General features: G+C 65.1%; 20 protein-coding genes and 1 pseudogene. 10 read left to right on the top strand and 11 right to left on the bottom strand.

The genetic code is table 11. The features are described from left to right. Positions 1-177: 177 nt before the first annotated feature. Positions 178-1,503: a carboxylate--amine ligase gene (locus tag A6E15_RS16590; RefSeq protein ID WP_076147850.1), complete on the top strand. Its 1,326-nt coding sequence runs from the start codon at positions 178-180 to the stop codon at positions 1,501-1,503. A 68-nt stretch (positions 1,504-1,571) separates the two neighbouring features. Continuing rightward, positions 1,572-2,086 (top strand): annotated as a pseudogene (locus tag A6E15_RS16585) (HisA/HisF-related TIM barrel protein); the annotation flags it as partial. A 42-nt stretch (positions 2,087-2,128) separates the two neighbouring features. Here the strand turns inward: A6E15_RS16585 and A6E15_RS16580 are convergent. The 4 genes from A6E15_RS16580 to A6E15_RS16565 all read right to left on the bottom strand — a co-directional run bounded on the left by A6E15_RS16580 (position 2,129) and on the right by A6E15_RS16565 (position 6,359). After that, positions 2,129-2,554 carry a universal stress protein gene (locus A6E15_RS16580; RefSeq protein ID WP_076148421.1) on the bottom strand — a complete coding sequence of 142 codons (426 nt, stop codon included), beginning with the start codon at positions 2,552-2,554 and terminating at the stop codon, positions 2,129-2,131. A gap of 154 nt (positions 2,555-2,708) precedes the next feature. Beyond that, positions 2,709-3,887 (bottom strand): inorganic phosphate transporter, encoded by a 1,179-nt coding sequence (locus tag A6E15_RS16575; protein WP_076147849.1) that lies wholly within the window; start codon positions 3,885-3,887, stop codon positions 2,709-2,711. A gap of 115 nt (positions 3,888-4,002) precedes the next feature. Next, entirely contained in the window at positions 4,003-4,380 is a 378-nt protein-coding gene (locus A6E15_RS16570; RefSeq protein WP_076147847.1) for a hypothetical protein, read from the bottom strand. A gap of 116 nt (positions 4,381-4,496) precedes the next feature. Continuing rightward, positions 4,497-6,359 (bottom strand): SLC13 family permease, encoded by a 1,863-nt coding sequence (locus tag A6E15_RS16565; RefSeq protein ID WP_076147846.1) that lies wholly within the window; start codon positions 6,357-6,359, stop codon positions 4,497-4,499. A 118-nt stretch (positions 6,360-6,477) separates the two neighbouring features. Here A6E15_RS16565 and hisA point away from each other — a divergent pair, with 118 nt between their 5' ends. Next, entirely contained in the window at positions 6,478-7,230 is a 753-nt protein-coding gene (hisA, locus tag A6E15_RS16560; RefSeq protein WP_076148419.1) for a 1-(5-phosphoribosyl)-5-[(5-phosphoribosylamino)methylideneamino]imidazole-4-carboxamide isomerase, read from the top strand. A gap of 341 nt (positions 7,231-7,571) precedes the next feature. On the opposite strand, the gene A6E15_RS16555 is transcribed toward hisA, so the two are convergent. Both A6E15_RS16555 and A6E15_RS16550 read right to left on the bottom strand, forming a co-directional pair. Further along, positions 7,572-9,068, bottom strand: a complete 1,497-nt coding sequence (locus tag A6E15_RS16555; RefSeq protein ID WP_076148418.1) for a TrkH family potassium uptake protein — start codon at positions 9,066-9,068, stop codon at positions 7,572-7,574. Positions 9,069-9,159: 91 nt separating this feature from the next. Beyond that, entirely contained in the window at positions 9,160-9,417 is a 258-nt protein-coding gene (locus A6E15_RS16550) for a hypothetical protein (RefSeq protein ID WP_076147844.1), read from the bottom strand. Positions 9,418-9,694: 277 nt separating this feature from the next. Here A6E15_RS16550 and hisB point away from each other — a divergent pair, with 277 nt between their 5' ends. Continuing rightward, on the top strand, positions 9,695-10,282 hold the full coding sequence (gene hisB / locus A6E15_RS16545) for an imidazoleglycerol-phosphate dehydratase HisB (RefSeq protein ID WP_076147843.1): 588 nt from the start codon (positions 9,695-9,697) through the stop codon (positions 10,280-10,282). Here hisB and A6E15_RS16540 read toward each other — a convergent pair whose 3' ends face one another. Next, entirely contained in the window at positions 10,283-10,960 is a 678-nt protein-coding gene (locus tag A6E15_RS16540) for a hypothetical protein (protein ID WP_076147841.1), read from the bottom strand. It abuts the gene before it with no gap. A 133-nt stretch (positions 10,961-11,093) separates the two neighbouring features. On the opposite strand from A6E15_RS16540, the gene A6E15_RS16535 reads away from it, so the two are divergent. Further along, positions 11,094-11,597, top strand: a complete 504-nt coding sequence (locus A6E15_RS16535; protein WP_076147839.1) for an amino acid-binding protein — start codon at positions 11,094-11,096, stop codon at positions 11,595-11,597. Positions 11,598-11,601: 4 nt separating this feature from the next. Here A6E15_RS16535 and A6E15_RS16530 read toward each other — a convergent pair whose 3' ends face one another. Next, complete coding sequence (locus A6E15_RS16530) at positions 11,602-12,024, bottom strand: DUF7522 family protein (RefSeq protein ID WP_076147838.1); 423 nt, start codon at positions 12,022-12,024, stop codon at positions 11,602-11,604. A 209-nt stretch (positions 12,025-12,233) separates the two neighbouring features. Here A6E15_RS16530 and A6E15_RS16525 point away from each other — a divergent pair, with 209 nt between their 5' ends. Then, positions 12,234-12,842, top strand: coding sequence for an IMPACT family protein (locus A6E15_RS16525; RefSeq protein WP_076148416.1), 609 nt, complete (start codon positions 12,234-12,236; stop codon positions 12,840-12,842). A gap of 2 nt (positions 12,843-12,844) precedes the next feature. On the opposite strand, the gene A6E15_RS16520 is transcribed toward A6E15_RS16525, so the two are convergent. After that, positions 12,845-13,696: a hypothetical protein gene (locus tag A6E15_RS16520; protein WP_076147836.1), complete on the bottom strand. Its 852-nt coding sequence runs from the start codon at positions 13,694-13,696 to the stop codon at positions 12,845-12,847. Positions 13,697-13,887: 191 nt separating this feature from the next. Between A6E15_RS16520 and A6E15_RS16515 the strand changes: the two genes are divergently transcribed. Beyond that, complete coding sequence (locus A6E15_RS16515; protein WP_076147834.1) at positions 13,888-14,091, top strand: YgaP family membrane protein; 204 nt, start codon at positions 13,888-13,890, stop codon at positions 14,089-14,091. Positions 14,092-14,101: 10 nt separating this feature from the next. Here the strand turns inward: A6E15_RS16515 and A6E15_RS16510 are convergent, their stop codons facing one another. After that, a complete protein-coding gene (locus tag A6E15_RS16510; protein WP_076147832.1) occupies positions 14,102-14,344 on the bottom strand; it encodes a hypothetical protein in 243 nt (80 codons plus the stop codon). Between the two features lie 25 nt (positions 14,345-14,369). Continuing rightward, on the bottom strand, positions 14,370-15,047 hold the full coding sequence (upp, locus tag A6E15_RS16505) for a uracil phosphoribosyltransferase (protein ID WP_076147831.1): 678 nt from the start codon (positions 15,045-15,047) through the stop codon (positions 14,370-14,372). Positions 15,048-15,469: 422 nt separating this feature from the next. On the opposite strand from upp, the gene A6E15_RS16500 reads away from it, so the two are divergent. The 3 genes from A6E15_RS16500 (at position 15,470) to A6E15_RS20495 (ending at position 18,021) form a co-directional block, all read left to right on the top strand. Continuing rightward, the gene (locus A6E15_RS16500) at positions 15,470-15,967 is read left to right on the top strand and encodes a hypothetical protein (RefSeq protein WP_076148414.1); all 498 of its coding nucleotides are present in this window, start codon (positions 15,470-15,472) and stop codon (positions 15,965-15,967) included. A gap of 80 nt (positions 15,968-16,047) precedes the next feature. Continuing rightward, the gene (locus A6E15_RS16495; protein WP_076147829.1) at positions 16,048-16,770 is read left to right on the top strand and encodes a DUF5828 family protein; all 723 of its coding nucleotides are present in this window, start codon (positions 16,048-16,050) and stop codon (positions 16,768-16,770) included. A gap of 384 nt (positions 16,771-17,154) precedes the next feature. After that, entirely contained in the window at positions 17,155-18,021 is an 867-nt protein-coding gene (locus A6E15_RS20495; protein WP_139326617.1) for a hypothetical protein, read from the top strand. Positions 18,022-18,032: the final 11 nt, after the last annotated feature.

Here is an 18,032-nt window from a genome sequence, read left to right as displayed (position 1 = left end):
GCGGACCGTTCAGGGATCGGACGCGAATCCGGCGGCGGGCGCTTCGCCCGTACAAAGTAAATCGCACCGAACGGGAAGACGGGCGACGACGCGATCGGCGTAGGAGCGTCGTATCGGTTGTATCACCACTATTACAACGAGTACGGTCGCCGTCGGAGCAGTCGTTGCTCCTAGTCCATGGATCCTGCCCCACCCGCACGTCCGAACGGTACCGACGGGGATGCGGTCGTCCTCTCCGCGTCCCCGGTCCCGAGTTCCGACGCCTGCGTTCGATCGCTGGCGAACGCCGGCGTCACCACGATCGTCGCCTCGGAGACGCCGACGGCCAAGACCGTCTGTTCGAAATACTGCGACGAGGCCGTGCTGGTTCCGGACCCCGAGACGGCGATCGACGAGTACGCGAACGCGCTGCGGTCGCTCGCGCGCCGGGAGGACGTGCGAACGATCATCCCGCTTCGCGAGGAGGACGCGTACGTCCTCTCGAAACACCGGGCGGCGTTCGCCGATCACGTCGCGACGCCCTGGCCGTCCCTCGAGGTCCTCGAGGGCGTTCACGACCGACTCCGCCTGCGTGACGCCGCGGACGCGGCGGGCGTCCCGGTCCCGCGAACCGTCCCGGTCGGCGATGTCGGAACGGTCGAGTCGCGCTCGATCGTCAAATCGCGGTACAATCTGGTGGTCGACGAGTACGTCGACGCCGAGACGGCCGGCGCGGCGGTCCGGAACAAGACGGTCGAACACCTCGAGCCCGGGGAGGCGCCCGACCGCGCGCGCCTCCGGGAGGCGTTCGGCCACGAGCCGATCGTCCAGGAGTTCGTCCCGATCGCTGAGGAGTACATGGTCGGTGCCCTCTACGATCACGGCGAGCCCGTCGCGACGTTTCAACACGAACAGATCCGAGGGAGCTCCTACGTCGGCGGGGGCGGGGTCTACCGCGAGTCCACCTTCGACCCGGAACTCGAGGACGTCGCGCGTCGGTTGCTCGAGGAACTCGACTGGCACGGGCTCGCCTGTATCGAGTACATGCGCCACCCCGAGACGGGGGAGTTCTACCTCACGGAGATCAACCCCCGGATGTGGACCTCGCTGTCCGCGAACGTCCAGATGGGGGCCGATTTCCCGCGGTACTATTGGCAGCTCGCGACCGGTCGCGAGGACGAGATCGATCCCGACTACGAGCACGGCGTCGGCTGTCACTACCTGAAGGGGGAACTGAACTACTTGCTAAGTCTCTATCGCGACGAATCGCCCCTCGTCGATCGACCGGGGCTGCTCCGATCGATCGGGGAGATAGCGGCCTCTTGCTACCGGCAGCCGAGGTTCGACGTCTTGAGCCGGGACGATCCGCTGCCGTTCGTTCAGGACGGACTCGTCGAACTCGACGAGCTGGTGCCCGCCGACGTCGGGGTGGCCGAGTGGGGCCGTCGGCTGTGCGGAGCCGAGCCGCCGGTCGACTGGCGCGAGTCCGGGTCGCCCCGACGACCGCGGAGCGAGCCGCCGTGATCGGGTGCGGAGACGGCAGTGACCGCGAAACCGTCGCCTCTACTCGCGCCGCCCTCGCGAACTCGAGTGTGGCCGACGATACGAGCGGCGAGTTCGAAGTGATTCCGGCGGTCGACATCTCGGACGGAGACGTCGTCGAGTTGGTTCAGAGGGAAGGCGGTACCGAGAAGCGCGACGGCGAGCCGGTCGAGGCCGCCCGGCGATGGATCGACGCCGGCGCGGGGTCGCTGCACCTGGTCGATCTCGACGGCGAGCGGCGAAACGCCGACGCCATCGACGCGGTGATCGACGCCGTCGACGTGCCGACGCAATTGGGCGGGGGCATTCGGACCGTCGGCCTGCTCGAGCGCGGCGTCGACCGGGTCATCCTCGGGACGGCGGCCGTCGAGGATCCCGACATCGTCACCGAGATCAGCGAGGACCACCCCGACGGCGTCGTGGCGAACCTCGACGCGAAGGACGGCGAGGCCGTCGTCGAGGGCTGGACCGAAGTGCCGGGATCAACCCCGTGGACGCCGCAGGGCGGTACGAGGACCTCGGGGCCGCCACGCTCCTCTTTACGAACGTCGAGGGACGGCTCGAGACGCGGGTCGGTCCGGGCCGATGGCAACGGCAGGTCGTCGGCTTACCGGACGACCACGACGGGAACCGAAGACCGCCGGAATACCTTCTCGGCGACGTTACCGACGAAGATGCGGTCCGAAACGGACCCGCTGTGAGTGCCGATGACGACCGTCTCGTAGTCGTCGGTCCGATTGATGATTGCACGAGCGGGATGGCCGAATGCGATCACGGTCTCGAGTGTTGCGTCGCCGCCGGCGTCCGCGACGATCTCGCGTGCGCGATCGAACACGTTTTCGGCGCGTTCCTCCGCCGCCTCCTCGAGATCGTCGGCGAGCGCGAGTCCCGTCGCGTACCCCCACATCTGGGACGGTTCGCCGACGACGTGTAAGACGGTTATCTCGGCGTCCGGAAAGACCTCGAGGGCGTACTCGAGGGCGCGTTCGCTCATTTCCGAGTCCTCCATCGGAACCAGAACGCGTGAAACCATACGTCCCGTTCCACACCGAGAGGAATAAACACGCAGGGCGGCGCGGTCCCGGATCGGATCGAAGACCGAGCGGGTACGGGAGACGGCCTCGGGCGCTGCCGAGCGCGATACTCGGCCCCGAGTCCAGCACGGCGAACTGAGAGGGCGCCTCGAGTCAGAGTCCGAAGAACGGAACGAACCGAAACGTGGCGTACGCGCCGGCCGTCGCGATGACCGGGACGACGTTCTGCATGAGGACCACGCGGGCCGTCGTCGCCGGATCGAAGAGGTCGGACGCGCTGGGAACCCGTTCGGGGTCCTCGTCGCCGATCGGCGGCAGCGCTTCGCCCGCCTCGTCGGCGGTCAGGGCGTCGACGGAGATCGGGACCGACCCTTCGCCCCGGACGGCGTCGGTCACCGTTATCGGACGCGTCGCCCGTCCCCAGCCGAGACCGATGATACACATCGTCGCGATGATGACGAAACTCGCGGGAATGCCGATGACGGAGAGGAAGATCACGAGCGAGGCGCTCACCGTCGCGGTGACGATCGCCGCCGTCAACGGCAGTTCCGTGAGATCGTTCCCCATCGTCTCGAGGGTGCGCCGCGCGATCGTGACCGTGCCGATCCCGACCGCGGCACAGCCGATGACGATCGCGGGATTCATCGCGAGTTCGCCGCTGCCGACGAGCGGGGCGACCGCGTTCGCGATGTTCGAGGTCCCGGAGGAGAAGGCCATCAGACAGCCGATGACGATCACCATCGCCACGCCCCCCAGTTCGCGCCGGTTCGTGGTCTCGGTCGGCACCGGAATCGGAACGCGACGGGACCGATCGAGCCGGTAGAGGGGGCCCTCACTGCGCGCCATCGCGAGCCGTCGGTTGAGCCACGAGTAGAAGTAGCGGCCGATGATCAGCGAGACCCAGAAGCCGATAAACGGAGAGACGATCCACCAGATGGCGATCTCGCCCATGACCGCTACGTCGAGTTCGCCGGCGGCGAGTCCGAGTCCCGCGATCGAACCGACGGCAGTCATCGACGTCGACGCGGGGACGCCGAAGAAATTGCCTACGAACAACGCAGCGCCGATAAAGAAGAGGACGCCGATACTCGCCTCGAGCGTGAAGACGCCGGGATCCCGGACGAGTTCACGGCCGAGGGTATCGACGACGCGGCGACCGATCGTCCACGCCCCGACGAAGAAAAACACCGTCATCAACACGCCGGCCGCAGTCTTCGAGATCGCATCGGCACCGACGGCCGGGCCGAACGCGGGGCCGGTCGTCGCACCGCCGACGTTGTACCCCACGAAAACAGCGACGAGAATTCCGACAAGAAGCAACGCGGACACCATACTGAGAGGGCTATCACGTCGATTCGGATATTCGTTATGCCGTCTCGTACGCAGAGAGGATCGACGGCCGCAGGACGCGGGATTTCGATCGGCGAAACGCATCGGTGACGAGGGGCTATCGAGCGGCGTCGCCGGTCTCGTCCGGTTCGTCGGCGTCGACGACCGTCTCCTCGAGGAGATCCTCGATTTCGTCCTCGCGTGGCCGACGGTCGATCCGTTCGTCGACGGTTTCGATCCGTTGCTGGACCGTGTCGACCTGCTCGCCGATCGTCTGTTCGACGGCCTCTTCGACCGTCTCTTCCATCTCCCCCGTCATCCAGTCCGGATCGAAGCGCGCCATCTTCCAGATCACGTGTAACGCGTACGAGACGAGGACGCCCAACCCGAGCGCTAACCCGACCCGCGTTCCCTCGACGACGATCAAAACGACCGAGACGAAAATCAGGCCGCCGTAGGCGAGATCGATGATTGCGTCGATGTAGCGCGGCTTCATCGCTCGATCAGCCCCGTCAGCGCAGTCGCCGGTCGGTCTCGAACTCGATCCATACGGGAACGGACGACGTCCTGTCATTTCAGGGTAACGTGTGAGATTACTGTGGGGAACACCCATCAGACGCCCCAGAAGAACGCGATGCCAAGCACGGTGACGATCGACAGCAGCAACTGCAGCGGCGCGCCGACTCGCGCGTAATCGCTGAAGCGATAGCCGCCCGGTCCGTAGACGAAGAGGTTCGTCTGGTAGCCGATCGGGCCGAGGAAGGCGGTACTCGCGGCGAAGGTCACCGCTAGCACGAACGCGAACGGGTTCGCGCCGATTCCCGTCGCCGCGGCCGCCGCGACCGGGATCAGTAAGACGACGCTCGCGTTGTTGCTGATGACCTCCGTGAGCAGGCCAGTCAGAACGTAGAACAGCCACAGGACGACGAGTGTCGGCAGGAACCCCGCCGATTGGACGACCAGCCAGGCGAGATACGCTGCGCCGCCGGTCTCCTCGAGGGCGATGCCGAGCGGGATCACGCCGGCCAGCAGGAAGATGATGTCCCACTCGACGGCGTCGTAGAGTTCGTTGGGCTCCAAGACGCCGGTGACGACCATCGCGACGACGCCCGCGAGTGCGGCGACGAGGATCGGATAGATCTCGAGGGCGGCGACGGCGACGACGCCGATCATGATGGCGACGGCGATCGGTGCCTTATCCGCACGGTACTCGGGTCGGGGCGGCTCGCGCGCGACGATCACGTCGTCGCGGCGGGCGAGTCGGTCGAGCGTGTCCGGCGGCGCCTGAACGAGCAGGGTATCACCGACGTCGAGGCGCGTGCCGACGATGCGGTCGCCGACGAGTTCGCCCCGGTGGCGAAGCCCGAGGACCGCCGCGTTGAACTCCTCGCGGAAGGCCTCGGGGTCGAGCCGTTCGCCGACGAGCCGCGAGTCAAGCGAGACGACCAGTTCCGTAATGACGCCCGCGTCGGCCGGGATCGCGAGGTCGTCGACGGCGGTCGGACGACCGACCGGTTCGATCCCGTCGACGGCCTCGAGCGTCGCGATGGCGTCGCGATCGGTCCGGACGACGAGTACGTCACCTTCGGTCAGTCGCGTCGCCTGCCGGGGCGCGACCGATCGGCCCTCGTCGTGGACGACCTGAACGACATCGATGCTGGCGCCGAGCGCCGCGGTCGCCTCGCGAACGGTTCGACCGGCGAGCGAGGACCCCGGCACGACGGCGATGTCGGCGACGTAGTCTTCGACATCGTATGTCTCGAGGTAATCCGCCCGCGGCGGGATGCGTGCGGGGAGTAGGTAGTGACTGACGAAGATCAGATACAGCGACCCGACGAGGAGGACGATGACGCCGAGTTTCGTAAACTCGAACATCGAGAATCGGTGGAGTTCGGGATACCGGGATCCCAGCCGGGCGCTGACATCGCTCGCGAGGATATTCGTCGAGGTGCCGATCAGCGTGAGCATCCCGCCGATCTGTGAGGCGTACGACAGCGGGATGAGGAGCTTCGACGGCGACGTGTTCCCACGGTTCGCGATGTCGGTGACCACCGGGACGAGCAGTGCGACCACTGGCGTGTTGTTCAAAAATCCCGACACCGGGCCGGTCGCAGCGACGGTCGCGAACAGTTGCTTGCGGAGGCTATCGCCCGCGAACGCGGCCATCCGCCGTCCGAGTGCTTGGACGAGTCCGGTTCGGCTGATGCCACCGCTCAAGATGAGCATGGCCAACACGGTGATCGTCGCCTCGTTCGCAAACCCCGAGATACCGGTCTCGGCGTCGACGCCCGTCCAGGGCTCGAGGACGACCAGCACCACGATCAACAGGATCGCGGTCACGTCGATCGGCAACCGCTCGGTGAGAAAGAACACGAGCGCGAGGACGACGACGCCGAAGACCACGAGCATGTCCGCCGTTATCTCGGGCTGCGTGGACGTCGTTTGGACGAGCGAATCGAACGCCACCAGCGGCATGGACGGACCCACACCGACCCCACTTGTAGTAATTCTGTCCGGAAGTGGAACAGTGTCGCGGCGATGGCGGTTCGCCGAAACCGTCGCCTTTACTCGCGCCGGCCACGCCCACTCGAGTATGACCGACGACGCGAGCGGCGAATTCGGCGAGTTCGAGGTGATCCCCGCGGTCGACATTCAGGACGGCGAGGTCGTCCAGCTCGTGCAGGGCGAGCGCGGCACGGAAAAGACCTACGGCGAGCCGGTCGAGGCCGCCCGGCGGTGGATCGACGCCGGCGCGGAATCGCTGCACCTGATCGACCTCGACGGGGCATTCGAGGGCGAACGGAAGAACGCGGACGCCATCGACGCGGTGATCGACGCCGTCGAGGTCCCCACGCAGTTGGGCGGGGGCATCCGCACCGCCGACGACGCCGTCGATCTGCTCGAGCGGGGCGTCGACCGGGTGATCCTCGGGACGGCGGCGGTCGAGTCGCCGGAGATCGTCGGCGAGATCAGCGACCGACAGCCGGACAGCGTCGTGGTCAGCCTCGACGCGAAGGACGGCGAGGTCGTCGTCGAGGGCTGGACCGAGGGCGCGGGGATCAGCCCCGTCGAAGCGGCCAAGCGCTACGAGGACCTCGGTGCCGCCGCAATCCTGTTTACCAACGTCGACGTCGAGGGGCGACTCGAAGGCGTCGCGACCGACCCGGTCCGCGAACTGGTCGGTGCGACCGATATCCCGGTGATCGCCAGCGGCGGCGTCGCGACCCTCGCGGACGTCCGTGACCTCGCCGACGCCGGCGCGGCAGCCGTGGTCGTCGGGAGCGCGCTCTACGAGGGCAATTTCACTCTCGAGGAAGCACAGACCGCGGTCGACGGTGACGAGTAGTCGGCTCGAGCGAACCGAAAGAGACGGTGTCGGCGGCCGGGAGCGCGACTCGAGCGCCGCGAGAGCCGTGGGACACGGGGGAGGGAAGGCTGCTCCCAATTACAGACCGCGAGCGAACGATTGCGCGGCGCGAAGCGCCGCGAACAGGCGAACGGCGCAGCCGTGAGCGAGTGAGCGAGCGGGGCGACGACCGATGGGGAGGCTCGCTCTGCGAGCCGAAACGGAGGGAGGAATGTTCTCGTGAACGAAGTGAACGAGAGCTCGGAAGACGCTTTTCGTCTTCCGGTGCTTTTATACTGAATTTTGCCGAGGCCCGCTAGGCGCGGCCCGCAGAGCAAAATTTAGGACCGCCAGAACTCCGGCGTCAACAGCACGAGGACGGGAATGATCTCGATACGGCCGATCCACATCATGACGATCATGATCGCGCGGGTCAGCGGCGAGAACGCCAGGTAGTTGTCGAACGGGCCGGCGACGCCGAACGCGGGGCCGATGTTGAGAAAGATCGATGCGGCCGCGCCGAGGGCGTCGAACTCGTCGACCGGCGACCCGACGCGAGCGGCGTCGACGACGATCACGACCGTCAACAGGAAGAAGATGACCAGCGCGAGAGTGACGTAGGTGAAGACGTCGCCGACCGTCTCCTCGTCGACGACGGAGTCGTCGAGCCGAATCGGTCGCACCGCGTCCGGGTGGATGGCGGTAAACAGGTTCCGGCGAAAGGCCTTGAGTACCACCAGCCACCGTAACGACTTGATCGAACACGTCGTCGAGCCCGCCATTCCGCCGGTGAACATACACAGAAACAGCATGTGCTTCGCGCCGGGCGACCAGAGATCGAAGTTCGCCGAGGCGTATCCCGTCGTCGTCACAATCGACACCACGTTGAACAGCCCGTGGCGAACGGTCGGCTCGAGCCCCATCGCGAGGTCCGGATCGAGGACGAGCGTCGCGATGACGATCGCCGTCACCGTCGCGAGCAGACCGGCATAAAAGCGGAATTCGGCCGACTCGAAGGGGCGGCGAAAGTCGCCCCGCGTGATCGCATAGAGCAACACGAAGTTGGTCGCGCCGACGATCATGACGGGAATGAGCGTCCACTGGACCGCCGGGGAGAACGCGCCGACGCTGTCGGGCTGGGGCGAGAAGCCGGCGGTCGAGACGCTGGTCAGCGCGTGGGCGACGGCGTTGTAGAGGTCCATCTCGGGCGCGAGCCCGACGAGCGACAGCGCGACCAGAACGAGCGTCGTCAGCGCCGTCAGGCCGATGTAGATGCTCCAGATGAGGCGGGCAGTCTCGTCGAGGTGAGGGCGGAGCTTGCGGACGTTTCGCGTCTGCGTTTCGGTCTCCATCAACTGGGCACCGCCGACGAGCAGGTGCGAGAACAGCCCGATCGCGACGATCAGGATCCCGAGGCCGCCGAGCCACTGGAGGATCGCCCGCCAGAGCATGATCGCCCGCGAGTGGGCGGAAAAGTCCGCGATCACGGTCGCGCCGGTCGTGGTCACGCCGCTGGTACTCTCGAAGACGGCGTTGACCGGCCGCGCGAGGACGCCGTCACCGGCGACGAGAAACGGGAGCGACCCGATCAGCGCGACGCCAAGCCACGTCAGCGCGACCATCAGAAACGCCTCCCGCTGTCGAATCTCTCGCTCGTCGGCCAGCGCCTCGAGGCCGGCTCCGAGACCGACGGTGACGGCGATCGTGACGAGAAACGGGAGCGGATCGTCGCCGTCGAGGAGTGCGAGTACGAGCGGGCCGCCGAGCGGGACGGCGAGCCACTTCAGTACCGTCCCGGTGAGACTACAACTCGAGCGCCAGTCGACGCGAATCCGCATGGAACACGCCGACATGTGGGACGAACCGGAATAACAATTCGGACACCGGGCGGCGAGGTATCCGTTCCGGGATCGCTCGCGCGAGCCGGACTTACCGGTTGTAGCCGTGGCCGACGTAGAGCGCGAGGACGTTGATCGCGAGCAGGGCCAGGAAGGTCAGCGTCACGTGGGGATCACCCAGCCCCTGCGTGAGAAGCGGCAGATGGATGAAGGGTAACGCGATCGCGCCCCAGAACGACAGGAACTGTACGGGGCGTTTGACCGACCGGCGGAGTCGGCCGCGGTCGCGCTCCGCCTCGGGATTCGACGGGCCGAGCGATTCGTTCGACAGTGGGGAGGGGTTTGGCATCGGATCGGGGCACCTCGTCTCGAGTGAGACATTCACTGCAGGCTGCATATAACGGGTCGACGGTTGGCGTCGTTTCGGTCCGTTTCACCCCCGTGCACGACGCGTAAAAGACTGTTTTATGCCGCCCCAGATTCTTTTAGACGTTTTATTATCGTAGCTCAGCCGGTTTCGTGAGTCCAGACGGATCACGCCGGGTTCGGCGACCGATTCGGACGTCGCCACGACACGGACACCGACGAGCGGAACCGCCTTGTATCGGGGGCGGCATGCGTTGGACATGAGCGAGCGAACGGCAACGGTCACGCGCGAGACGGCCGAGACGTCGATCGAGTGTTCCCTCGAGATCGACGGGAGCGGGACGGCCGCGGTCGACACCGGCATCGGCTTCTTCGATCACATGCTGACGTCGTTCGCGAAACACGGCCTGTTCGACCTCGAGGTCGACTGCGACGGCGACCTCGAGATCGACGACCACCACACGGTCGAGGACGTCGCGATCGTCCTCGGCGAGGCGTTCGACGCGGCGCTTGGCGATCGATCGGGAATCGTCCGGTACGCCGACCGACGCGTCCCGCTGGACGAGGCCGTCGCGGGGGCCGTCATCGACGTCAGCGGCCGCCCGCGGTTTTACTTCGACGGGGCGTTTTCCCAGGCGTCGATCGGCGGGTTCACCAGCGACATGGCCCGTCACTTCGGGGAGTCGCTGGCGATGAACGGCGGCCTGACGCTCCATCTCGAGGTCGACGGCGAGAACGCCCACCACGAGGTCGAGGCGCTGTTCAAAGCGCTGGCGCGGACGCTCGACGACGCGACCCGAATCGACGAGCGCCGGGAGGGGACGCCAAGCACGAAGGGGACGCTCTAGTCACGGCCGCCGAAGGGTGTCTCCCTTCTCGACGAACTCCCCCTCTTCGACCGCGTGATCGACGATCGCCTCGACCTCGCGGTCCTCGAGGTCGTAGGCCCCGGCGGCCAGGTCCTCGACGGCGCGTCGGTCCATGGGGAACTCGCGGTTGCGCAAGAGCCGAACGACCTTGGCGTAGGCCGCCGGTCGGGCGGTCGCGGTCCCGTCCCGATCGTCGCCTCGATCGAGTTCGCTGTCGGCGGCGTCGGCGGCGTCGGCCGCGGTGGAGCCGTCGTCGCCGGCAGTATCGACGGCCGATTCGGTGTCGGAACCGCCCTCGTCGCGTTCGAACGTGATCCCGTCCTCGAGCGACGAGTCTGCGGTATCGGTGTCGGAGTCGCCATCCGCATCGGCGGGGCCGGGCTCGGCCGCGTCGGCGCTCGGCGGGGCGATCGCGGCCGAACTGCCCCCGTCGGATCGCTCGTCGTCGGTCGCGTTGGGTTCTGCCCCACCGGCGGCCCCGCCGTCGCGAGCCCGCGCGAGCAGCGGCTCGAGCAGCCCTTCGAGTCGCTCCCGGCAGTCGGGACAGAGGACGACCCGTCGCTGTTCGGCCTCGGTCGGCTCGAGTCCGGGCGGGACGATCTCGAACGTCCCGGCGGCGTCGCCGTCACAGAAGTCGCAGTTCCGGAGTTCGCGCATACGGAGCGGTATCGAACGGGACGTACAAAAGCCCACGTCAGACGAGCCGCTCGGTCCGCCGGAGTGGAGAGCAACGGCCGAACGGGTTCGATCACCGGGCATTATACCGTTCCGACCGTAGGGCCGACAACGAATGTTCGACGAGATCATGGAGAAGTTCGAGGGATCGCCGAGCCAGCAGGCGGTCATCAGGCTGTTGCTCGAGCGAGGGTTCTCGGTCAACGACGACGGCCGGGTCGTCTCCGGCGGGATCGAGATCCCGAACACCGGCATCGCCCGCGAGATCGGCGTCGACCGGCGGGTCGTCGACTCGACGACCGACGTCATCCTCGAGGACCCGGAACTGCGTCGCATCTTCCAGAACATCTCGCAGGTACCGAGCCTGATGGACCTCGCCCCGGTGCTGGATCTGACGGTCCTGTCGGTCGCGGTCCAGAACGCCGAACAGGAGGGAATCGTCGCCGAGGTCACGGGAACGCTCGCGGACAACGGCATCTCGATCCGCCAGACGATCAGCGAGGACCCCGAGTTCACCGACGAGCCGAAACTTTACCTGATCACCGACGGCGACCTGCCGGGCGAGGTGATCACCGAGATCCGCGATCTCCCCTTCGTCCGGAAGATCGAACTCCAGTAACGGCTCAGGCGGCGTCGGTCCCGTCGGGAACCAGCGCGTCGACGCCGTCGGCGTACTCGTCGAGCACCGACGCGAGCGCACTCGTCAGTTCCTCGAAGCGCTCGATCGACATGTCGTCGGTCGTCACCCAGACGCCGTGTGGGCCCCGAATGACTCGCGAGAGGAACCCGTTCTCGAACATTCGGATCGTCGCCCCGTACTCGCCGAGTTGGGTGTTCCGGTAGGCCGACTGGGAGTGGAACCCGAGCCGTTCGTGTTCGGCGAAGCCGATCAGATCGGCCGTCCGCTCCAGGTCCGAGCGGAGATACAGCTGTTCGACGTCGTCCTCGGTGAAGTAGGTGATACTGCGGAGTTCGTCGCCGACCGTCGTTCGGCAGACGCTGTGGATCTCGTCCGCGAGGTCGGAATCGATTGCATCGCCGTCCATGTGTCCACATAGGGAGTGGGGGGATAATAGGGTATGGGACGCAGCGACATACCCCGTGAGAAGCGACGAACCGCCGGCGCGGATCCCGTGGGAACGCCCGCAAGCCGGTCGTCGCGGGCCCGAGAAGCGCCGACCGACGGGCTCTTTTCTCCGGCCGGTCTACCGGCGAATATGGCACGCGTCCGGCCTCGATCGTGGAGGGGACGCCCGTGAGCGACGCCTACCGGACCGTCGCGGAGCCGGCAACCGCCGAGTTCGTCGTCCAAGGATCGGAGTTTCTCGGCCACGTCCGCCCGGTGGAGTCCGTCGACGCAGCCGAGGCGTTCGTCGAGACCGTCCGCGAGGAGTACGCCGACGCGACCCACAACGTGCCCGCCTACCGGGTCCGGGCCGGCGACGACGGCGAGTTCCTCCGGGAGTACTCGAGCGACGACGGCGAGCCCTCCGGCTCCGCCGGCAAGCCGGCGCTGAACGTTCTCACCCAGCGGGAGATCGAGAACTGTGCGGTCGTCGTGACGCGGTATTACGGCGGCACGAACCTCGGCGTCGGCGGCCTCGTGCGAGCCTACTCCCGTGCGGTGAAGGAGGCCGTCGAAGCGGCAGGGGTCGTAGAGGAGCGGCCCCACGAGCGAGTCGTGATCACCGTCGAGTACGACGACTCGGGGACCGTCCGCTCGATCCTCGAGAGCGAGGGCTACGAGTTCGACGCCGACTACGAGGCCGCGGTCACCTTCGACGTCCGCGTCCCGCTCGCGGAAAGCGAAGCGCTACGGGATCGGCTCCGAAGCGCGACGAGCGGCCGAGCCGACCTCGAGTGAACCTATCCCGTCGCACCGTTCGGAACCCGCCCCTCGATCTCGGCCCGGACCGCCTCGAGGTCCGGGAGTTCGTCGCGGTCGAAACGCACGTCGAAGAGCCCCCGATCGAGGACGAGTTCGTCCTCGCGGAGTCGGACGTGAGCGACGTCGTCCCAGGGGACGAACTCCCGGGTGTAGGGCCGGCGCTTGACGAGGCCGTTCTCGTAGACACGGATCTCGGGCGTCGAACCGATCGACCCGAGCCGCCACCGGCCCTCGGCGAGCCCGTCGGCCGCCCACGCGAGCGCCAGTCCGGCCCAGACGAGCGCTCCCGCCCAGTTCCCGGCGAGTCCGTCGCCGATCCCCAACAGGAGCCACATCGCGAGGAGGAGGAGGGCGTCCAGCCTGGGGCGACTCGGCGACTCCCACCGCCACGCGGCGGTGGGGTCCCCGGGCGTGAGCGCGTCGGCGGAGCGGGTCGCGGCCAGCCAGCGGAGGACCGAGCCCGCGACGGCGACGGCGACCGCCGCCGCGAGCGCCACGACGCCGACCGGCGACTCGAGCGGCGTCACCAGCGATGCGGCGGCCGCGAGCCCGAAGGGGACCGGCAACAGGACGAGCGTTGCTCGACGACCCCACGTTCGGCCGAGCCGGACCGCCAGTCCGCGGACCCGACTCGCGAGGCCGACGCCCGCGAGACAGCCGCCGAGAAACGCCGCGACGGCCGTTCCGAGCAGCGCCGTCGCGGTCGGGTCCGCGAACGCGACGACGACGACCGCGGCGACGCCGGCGACCAGCAGGCCGACGTAGGCCCCGAACGCGAGACGGAAGCGGACGTCCGGCGACTCGGTGGCCTCGAGCGAGCGATAGGTCATGGCGGATCGTACGATCGTTCGTGTTAAAAATGCAAGGGAATGGTGAGGGACCACGGCGTCGCGAGGCCCCGCTCTGTCGGGCGGTTCCACTGGACCGACCTGCCGAGGGACCGCCCGACGGTGGCGGGGCTCGACCGGAAACGAGGGAGGTCGCGGGAAAGCTATACCCGACTCGCAATCGTATCCCCGCTATGGAGCGAAACGTCGGCGGTCTCGATCGCATCGGCCGGACGGTGCTGGCGGTGACCTTGCTGGTGGTCGGCTACCGGAACCGGGACCGGACTCTGGGTTCTCTCGCGTTCATCGCCGGGAGCGACCTGCTCGCGACCGCGGTCATCCGACGGTGTCCGGTCAACGCAGTGCTGGGAATCGACACCGACGACGGAGAACGATAGGGGGTCGGGCTTACGTCTCGGGTTGGGGGAGCGCGACGGCGTCGACCGACGGCACACCGATCGCCACGACGGACGCCCGGTCGTCGGCGTACTCGAGGTCGTCCGGATCGACGACGCTGTACTCCGTGGGTCGATTCGAAGCGGTCCGAAAGCGTCCGTCGCCACCCGTTCGTTCGGCGATCGCTCGAGCGCGAGTTCGTACGGTCGACTGTCCGTCATTGCCGGTGGGACCGCGACCGCCCTGCGGTCCCACCGGGACATCGGGACGGCAAACCGTATCAGGTCGTGCGGAACGCGCGGTCGCCGGCGTCGCCCAGTCCGGGGACGATAAAGCCGTTGTCGTCGAGCCGGTCGTCGATCGAGACCGTCAGCAGGTCGGCCTCGTCGAACTCCTCGTCGACACGGAGCAGTCCCTCCGGTGCCGACACCGCCGAGAGGACGATGAGGTTCTCCGGCTGCACCGCGTTCTCGACGACGTGATCGAGGACGGTACACATCGTACTCCCGGTCGCGAGCATCGGGTCGGCGATGATGACCGTGTCGTCCTCGGTGATCTCGGGCAGTTTCACGTAGTCGACCGTAATGGGGAACGAGCCGTCCTCCTCGCGGCCGGCCTCCTCGTCGCGGCTCGCGCTGATGACGCCCTGTCGCGCTCGCGGGAACGCCTTCAGCAGCCCTTCGACGAACGGCGTCGCCGCGCGCAAGACGTTGATGATCACGACGTCGTCGAGCCCGCGGACGCGTTCGCCCATCGTCTGCTCTAAGGGCGTCTCGATCTCGACGTACTCGGTCTCCATGCGGCCGTCGATGATCTCGTAGCCGCAGATCCGACCGAGTTTGACCAGTCCCTTCCGGAAGCTGACCTGCTCGGTCTCGACGTCGCGGATCCGACTCAGCGTGTCCTTGGCCAGTGCGTGGGTGATGAGATAGGCGTTGTCCCGGTCTTCGATCGGCATACCCGTATGGCCACTCGCCGGGTAGTTCACAGTGTCGATCAGCGGCGACGACCGTGCGACGCGATACCGTCTCGAGACCGTCGCGCCGTGAGAAAGGTCGAATTGTGACCGCTAACACGGTTTTACTGCGCCGTGAGCCACACTCCGTCCGGAATTCGGACGGTCGATGCGACTCCCGAAACCGGCCGTCGCTCGGCCGAAACGGTCGTAACGGTGGCTCCGGTTTAATCGGTCGATCGGCGTAGCCTCGAGTGCCCGATCACGGGCGAGGAGTTCCAATGAGTCACCAACACCACCAGCAGCCGCGACAGGGACCGACGGGACAGCAACCGACGAGCCGAGGCGGAACGCAGGGAACGGGCAACCAACGGATGAGCGGCCAACAGCCGACGGGTGGCCAGCAGACGGGCGGTCAGCAGCCGATGAGCGGCGGCCAGGACACGGGCGGACGGGGACAGCGATCGTTCGAGGATCACCTCACGAACGAACTGCGGATCGCGCTCGAGGACTTCACCGACCTGTCCCACGTCGCCGACTGGTGTGCGAAGACGTGTGCCTCGGAGGGACCACAGCTCGCGACGTGTGCGGCCATCTGTCGCGACATCGCGGAACTGGCGGCGTTCAACGAGAAACTGATCGCCCGCGACTCGATGTTCGGTCCCGAGGTCGCGGACACGTTCATCCGAATCGCCCGGGAGAGCTTGCCGGAACTCCAGCAGCACCAACAGCATCCCCACGTCGCCGAGACGATTTCGGCGATCGATCGGACGATGGATTCCTGTACGACCCTGCTCGAGATGGTCGGCAGCCAGGAGATGGCGACACGAGGAACCCAACAGTCCGGCGGGCAGATGGGAGCAGGCGGTCGACGAACGGGACGACAGTCGATGGGCGGCCAACAGACCGGCGGCCAGCGGTAGTCCGACCCGCAGTGGCCGACGCAAGCGGACGACGGCAGAGAAGTTTATGCCTGTCCGCACGCTACCACTCGGCCAGCCGAATGGAAGAGAGCATCTCGGGGTTCAAAGTCCGCGGTGACTGGGGCGATATCGTCGAACACGGGGAGCGCATCACGCGCGCGCTCCGCGACGTCGACGTCCACGATCCCGACCAGGAGTGGGGCGCGCGCTTCGCACGCGCCTTCGAGGAATGGGACGAGTGGCGACCCAAAGCCCACGAAACCCTCGATTCGGACGTCAGTGAAAAGACCGCCGACCAGGCCAGCGTCGAGGAAGGCAAAGGAGAAAAGGCCGGCAAAGAGCCCGACGAGGACATCAAGACCGCCGGCGAGAAGCTCTCGGAGTCCTACGAGAGCCTCGAGGACGACGACGCCGGGGCCGCGGTCGACAACTGGAAGGAGTCGATCGACTACGTCGCGCGCGCGGCCGACTCCGCGAGCCGCAAGGCCCTGCGTCGGGTCGAGGACACGGTCTACCAGAACGTGATGACCCAGCTCGCGCCCTACTACTTCGACAACGAACTCGTCAGCGCCAACGTCCAGCAGTCGACGCGCAACGGCGGGAACGGCGAGCGGTTCGTCTTCGAGGTCAACGTCAACGACGACGACCTCAAGGAAGCCGTCTCGGAACGACTCGCCGAGTACGAGGACGAAATCGACCGCTGGCACGTCGAAGTCGAGAAAGACACCGACGCGGCCGAGGCCATCGAGGGCGCGGAGCCGCCGCCGGAAAACGGCGATAATTCGCGGTCGACGACGAACTGAACGTTCAACCTACTTCGTTTTCTGATCGCACAGAGGTGATTATCCTATAACAGAGAGCAGCAATTCAAAGATTCTTCACTATACTTAAACAGCAATATTCCTGTCACAGAGGAGCAAAATTAATTTTAGATTGCAATAAAAAATTTAAACTAGATTTCATTTGTATAATTCCACGAATTACCATCTCTCGGAATACGGTATGAGACTTCTCCAACAAAACCCGTCAATGCGATTGGTAAGTATAGTATTTAATTAGTTCTTAATAAACTATTAGTTCTATTAGAATATAAAAGTATATATTAGATTGTTATGATGTTATGGATGAATATGACGCAAAAGAGAGATAGCGATAATCGCTGTACTAACCGAAGACGGATCCTCCAAATGGGTGCTCTCGCAACAGTGGGGACAACTGGACTCATGGGCACTAGTACAGCATCAGAATCAACCCGGACAAATAACGACAGAAAATCGTCTAAAACAGAGATATTGTACTCTGATGAAAACAAGAGAATAGTGCATTATAGCGATGGCCAGGATTTTATCATAGAGATCAATAGTGGAAACTCGGAAACCAATTTGAAAGGGCAACTCAACGTAAAAAAGGCGAATGAGAATCGAGTTTCTGTTTCGGAAGATGATTCATTGAAAAATAAGATTGAAAAAGAGGGTTCAGTTGAGCCACAGATTGATCTACCTGATTGGGACGATGTATGGAATCCGGGATATGAATTCTGGACAGATATCCAAGGAGATTGTCCTGCAGCCCAATTTGAGCAAGATTACACATGGGGCCTTGCAGTAGATACAGGATTGCCAAGCCTTCCAGGATATGCATCTGATAAAATAGAGTCATTAGCCCTTGATTCGTTATGTGAACTTGTCCAAGGAGACCTCTCTAGTTTATCGAGCATAAAATCAGTGCCTGAATCAAGTGAAGCAGAATCCCTAGGATCTAGTTCATCAACTGATGTTAGTGCACAACGTTCTTTGGATCCAAGACAAGCAATTGCAACCGTAGTAGCAGCAAGGAGTTGTAAGTGGGCATTAAGCCCTCTTGTCGGTGTTTTGGCTAACGGTGCTGCAACTGGGATCTGGTATGATTGTCATGATCCTTCTGAATTTAGTGAATTCACAGCAGTATGTCAGACGACAGCTAGTGAATATGTTACTGAAGCAGGGGAAGAAGGAGACGGTGTTCCCGCTGTTCCTGGAGCACACTATGGTCTAGAAGTAGAATATTGGGACTAGTTAATGATATT

Origin of the sequence: Natrinema saccharevitans (assembly GCF_001953745.1) — an archaeon.
GTDB lineage: Archaea > Halobacteriota > Halobacteria > Halobacteriales > Natrialbaceae > Natrinema > Natrinema saccharevitans.
Note: the sequence above shows the minus strand (reverse complement) of the source record. Positions and strands in the feature narration are given on the sequence as shown.

Coding starts and splice junctions, on each gene's coding strand:
- A6E15_RS16535 (WP_076147839.1), top strand. CDS start 11,094: ATGTTCGACGAGATCATGGAGAAGTTCGAGGGATCGCCGAGCCAGCAG.
- A6E15_RS16500 (WP_076148414.1), top strand. CDS start 15,470: ATGAGCGGCGGCCAGGACACGGGCGGACGGGGACAGCGATCGTTCGAG.
- A6E15_RS16580 (WP_076148421.1), bottom strand. CDS start 2,554: ATGGTTTCACGCGTTCTGGTTCCGATGGAGGACTCGGAAATGAGCGAA.
- A6E15_RS16565 (WP_076147846.1), bottom strand. CDS start 6,359: ATGCCGCTGGTGGCGTTCGATTCGCTCGTCCAAACGACGTCCACGCAG.
- A6E15_RS16515 (WP_076147834.1), top strand. CDS start 13,888: ATGGAGCGAAACGTCGGCGGTCTCGATCGCATCGGCCGGACGGTGCTG.
- A6E15_RS16590 (WP_076147850.1), top strand. CDS start 178: ATGGATCCTGCCCCACCCGCACGTCCGAACGGTACCGACGGGGATGCG.
- A6E15_RS16570 (WP_076147847.1), bottom strand. CDS start 4,380: ATGAAGCCGCGCTACATCGACGCAATCATCGATCTCGCCTACGGCGGC.
- A6E15_RS20495 (WP_139326617.1), top strand. CDS start 17,155: ATGGGTGCTCTCGCAACAGTGGGGACAACTGGACTCATGGGCACTAGT.
- A6E15_RS16555 (WP_076148418.1), bottom strand. CDS start 9,068: ATGCGGATTCGCGTCGACTGGCGCTCGAGTTGTAGTCTCACCGGGACG.
- hisA (WP_076148419.1), top strand. CDS start 6,478: ATGACCGACGACGCGAGCGGCGAATTCGGCGAGTTCGAGGTGATCCCC.
- A6E15_RS16575 (WP_076147849.1), bottom strand. CDS start 3,887: ATGGTGTCCGCGTTGCTTCTTGTCGGAATTCTCGTCGCTGTTTTCGTG.
- A6E15_RS16540 (WP_076147841.1), bottom strand. CDS start 10,960: ATGCGCGAACTCCGGAACTGCGACTTCTGTGACGGCGACGCCGCCGGG.
- upp (WP_076147831.1), bottom strand. CDS start 15,047: ATGCCGATCGAAGACCGGGACAACGCCTATCTCATCACCCACGCACTG.
- A6E15_RS16530 (WP_076147838.1), bottom strand. CDS start 12,024: ATGGACGGCGATGCAATCGATTCCGACCTCGCGGACGAGATCCACAGC.
- A6E15_RS16550 (WP_076147844.1), bottom strand. CDS start 9,417: ATGCCAAACCCCTCCCCACTGTCGAACGAATCGCTCGGCCCGTCGAAT.
- hisB (WP_076147843.1), top strand. CDS start 9,695: ATGAGCGAGCGAACGGCAACGGTCACGCGCGAGACGGCCGAGACGTCG.
- A6E15_RS16495 (WP_076147829.1), top strand. CDS start 16,048: ATGGAAGAGAGCATCTCGGGGTTCAAAGTCCGCGGTGACTGGGGCGAT.
- A6E15_RS16520 (WP_076147836.1), bottom strand. CDS start 13,696: ATGACCTATCGCTCGCTCGAGGCCACCGAGTCGCCGGACGTCCGCTTC.